Below are 2,656 nucleotides of genomic sequence, written 5' to 3' on the forward strand. Positions count from 1 at the left end.
TCCCATGCCGCCGGTGAATAAGACGGGTTAGAGCCTTTGGGCAAGGAGCTGGGACATGAAAAGTCGAAGTACACGGAAGAGCAGATCGCGTTCGCGTTGAAGCAGGCTGAGACGGGCACGCCGGTGGCGAAGGTGATCCGCCGGATGGGGATTCGGAGCAGGCGTTTTCCCGCTGGAAGAAGGTGTATGGCGGGTTCGGTGTTGGCGAGTTGCGATGATTGAAGCTGCGCGAGGAGGAGAACCGCAAGCTAAAGCAGCATGTTGCCGACCTCAGTCTCCACAAGCATACCCTGCAGGATGTTCTGTCAAAAAAGCTTTGACGCTTGGGCGGCGGCGCGAGATCGTCGCGCACGTCCCTAGAACCTTGGCAGGCGTCTCATGGAGTAAGCGAACGGCGCAGCTGTCTGGCGCTGCGGGTAGATCGCTCGTCGGTGCGGTACGTGTCACATCGGCCGAATGAGGCACCACTGATGCTGCGCATCCGTGATCTGGCAGCGCCGCGAACGCGGTACGGCTTTTTCCGGATTTATATCCTGCTGCGCAGGGAAGGATGGTTCGTGAACCACAAGCCTCTCCTGAGCTTGCCGAAGGATGCGTCTATCGCCTTTACCGGAACGAAGGTCTGAGCCTTCGTCTCAAGCGGCCTCGCGGCAGCGTGCAGTATCGGCGGCGAACGAGATGCGGCCGATCGGCTTCGTTTCGGAAGCGCTACCGCGACCGAAACTGCGTCGAGCGAATGTTCGGTAAGCTCAAGCAGCAGCGGTGTATCTCCACCCGCCGTGACAAGACCATCCTTTCCTTCAAAAGCTTACCTAACCCCGTCCCGGCCCGCCTATGGCTGAAGTCTTTTGCCAACGCGGCCCAGGACCGAAGTGCCGGCGTCAGGTAGAGCTAGACATCGGGGACCTCGACCTTAATCCCGTAGATCAGCAGCTTGCCCGCGATCCGGTCCTTTTCGGCAACGTCCACACCGACCGGGGCGAACACCTGATCATCGGGCTGCGGCTTGTCGTGGACCGCCATCATATAGCTGTTGCCGACCAGGTTCTGGAGCAGCTGTGCCACCGGGGTCACGACATAATGATAATAGCTCAAAGGTCGTGTTATGCTGCCAAGGCATCGCCAGTCCGCATCATCGGCAGAATAGTTGAGCACCACGTCCCTGCGTCCGCTGTCATAGACACGCTCGACCTTGTTCGGCTTTCCCCACCCATCATTGCCGAAGCCCAGTTGATCGCTGATCAAGTCCTTGGTCAGAATGAAATTGGGGGTGGCGTAGACATTAGCTGGCAGTAGCGCCGTCAGGTCATCGATTGTGCCCTGCACGTGCTGGGCAATCTTGGACCATTTGCCGAGGTATAAGTCCTGACAGCGCATATCGAAGGTGACGACGGCATTGCGCCAGTCGTTGGCGGGCGGCGTTACCCAGCCAGCCTGCGGCCCTGATCCGGGATGCGGTGGAGTGGTCGCAATCCATGAAGATAGCAGTAGCTCCAGCAAGCGTTCGGGGTGGTTGTTATCACCCCAGCACTTGTCGACGATCGTCGGCGACTGAAGCGACCATGAACCCGTGCCAGAAGCGCCGACCTTGATATATCGCCCGCGCTTTGTCGGGTCGGGGTCGTAGCAATTGGCGATCGTGCCGGCATCAGGCGTCAGGTCTTCGTCCATCCGCAGTCCAGTGAACTCCCCTACATAGCTGTCGGCCTTGACCGGATACGCTTTCTGCACTGCCGCGATCGCCGCGCCACGTTCCGCAATATCGATTTCGATACGGCTGTTCGCGCCGTCATCAACGAAACCTACCGTAGACAGCACATTCGGGTCTTGATCGAATACCGACCACCAGTTCTTGGCCTTGAGCAGGCTATCGAATTGTAAATCCATTACCACGGCCATCTTGAGCTCCCAGCGCGTATGACAGCGCGATCAGTTGATATTCCGATAATCCGTTACCCGCCAATGGCGGGTCAACCGACTCGGTCAACATGAATACCTCCGATGGCCTATAATAAAATTTGAGCCGAATTTCCCGCTTTTATGCGGTGTTGCTGATCGGCGAACCATCGGACTTGACCATAGCCCGAAGGTCGCTAGCCGTGAACTGCGTGATATCCAGGGTGGCGCCGAGTTCAGCGGAAACCCATCGGTCATTTGGGGCGACGAGGGCGACCTCAGTGACCTTTGGCATCACCGTCATGCCATCGGGCATCGAGACGACCAAGTTGTTCGGGCTGCTATTGGTCTGGGTCAGTGTTACGCCGCTGGCCATCTCGCTACTTTCGGGCACCACCGCCGGCAGGCCGGGCAAACCGACTGAAAATGCGCCCGTGGAATCGTCCAACGGTCACCTGCGCGACAAACGCTTGAACAGGCATCTGTTTGGGTCGCTTAACGACGCTCGGGCCAGGATCGAGGCTCGGCGGCACCATTGTAACGAGATTTGTCCTCCCACATCGCCTGACTGTTTGACGCCGATCGAATATGCAGATGTCGTGGCGAAGATCGCTGCCGGAGGAACGCCGAATACTCATCCTCGAACTGATGAGAAACCGGGAGCCCCTAAAAATGGTCAGTTTCTGGTTGCCGCTGGACGAAAGGCGGGGGTCACGTCACAGGGCATACCTTCTAACAGGCTGCTGAAAAATCCCACGGT

2 protein-coding genes and 1 pseudogene are annotated in these 2,656 nt (G+C 58.2%); 2 read left to right on the forward strand and 1 reads right to left on the reverse strand.

The window, feature by feature from the left end; translation table 11 throughout:
• Positions 1-48: 48 nt before the first annotated feature.
• Positions 49-679: pseudogene (locus QU44_RS18795) on the forward strand (transposase); the annotation flags it as partial.
• Between the two features lie 212 nt (positions 680-891).
• Here QU44_RS18795 and QU44_RS16840 read toward each other — a convergent pair.
• Entirely contained in the window at positions 892-1,899 is a 1,008-nt protein-coding gene (locus tag QU44_RS16840) for a hypothetical protein (RefSeq protein ID WP_033923566.1), read from the reverse strand.
• 278 nt (positions 1,900-2,177) lie between these two features.
• On the opposite strand from QU44_RS16840, the gene QU44_RS19055 reads away from it, so the two are divergent.
• Positions 2,178-2,656, forward strand: a 479-nt coding sequence (locus QU44_RS19055; protein WP_156141260.1) for an integrase core domain-containing protein, incomplete at its 3' end; no start/stop codon positions are given.

The sequence above is a fragment of the Sphingomonas sp. 37zxx genome (assembly GCF_000786205.1).
Classification (GTDB): Bacteria; Pseudomonadota; Alphaproteobacteria; order Sphingomonadales; family Sphingomonadaceae; genus Sphingomonas.

Excerpts from the sequence above, each read along its gene's own strand:
- QU44_RS16840 (WP_033923566.1), bottom strand. The coding sequence starts at position 1,899 with ATGGCCGTGGTAATGGATTTACAATTCGATAGCCTGCTCAAGGCCAAG.